This is a genomic window from Mesorhizobium sp. M8A.F.Ca.ET.218.01.1.1, assembly GCF_004791165.1.
Lineage (GTDB): Bacteria > Pseudomonadota > Alphaproteobacteria > Rhizobiales > Rhizobiaceae > Mesorhizobium.
The window spans coordinates 1-380 of the sequence record NZ_SRUZ01000070.1; the positions used below are offsets into that span (position 1 = coordinate 1).

At 61.6% G+C, this 380-nt stretch carries 1 pseudogene; it reads right to left on the reverse strand.

The window, feature by feature from the left end:
• Window positions 1–380, reverse strand: a pseudogene (locus EN861_RS34430) (lipopolysaccharide biosynthesis protein); the annotation flags it as partial.

Sequence of the window (380 nt, forward strand, 5' to 3'; positions counted from 1 at the left end):
GTGTCGAGACCAGGAACACGCCACCTTCGATGCCGCTCTTGACTGCCAAGCGGGACAAGAGCTCGGGCGCGCGCATCATGCGTTGCACCAGCATCATCGAGAAGGTGCGGATCGGGATTGCGGTGAGATCGACCAGCCGCATGATGATGGCGTAGATGCCGGCGAGGTGAGGTCCGCCGATCGACAGAACCAGGAGTTTGTCGAACTCCATCTGCAGATAGAACAGCACCTCGGATCCGGCCACATAGACGGAATCGGCGAGCCGCCGGAAATAGAGCTCGCTGCGCAGTCTGAGCCGCTGGCGCGGGTAGAAGAAGGCGAAGGCGACGAATAGCGATGCGGCGTTGGCGCCGATGTAGAACCACGACCAGACGCCGATC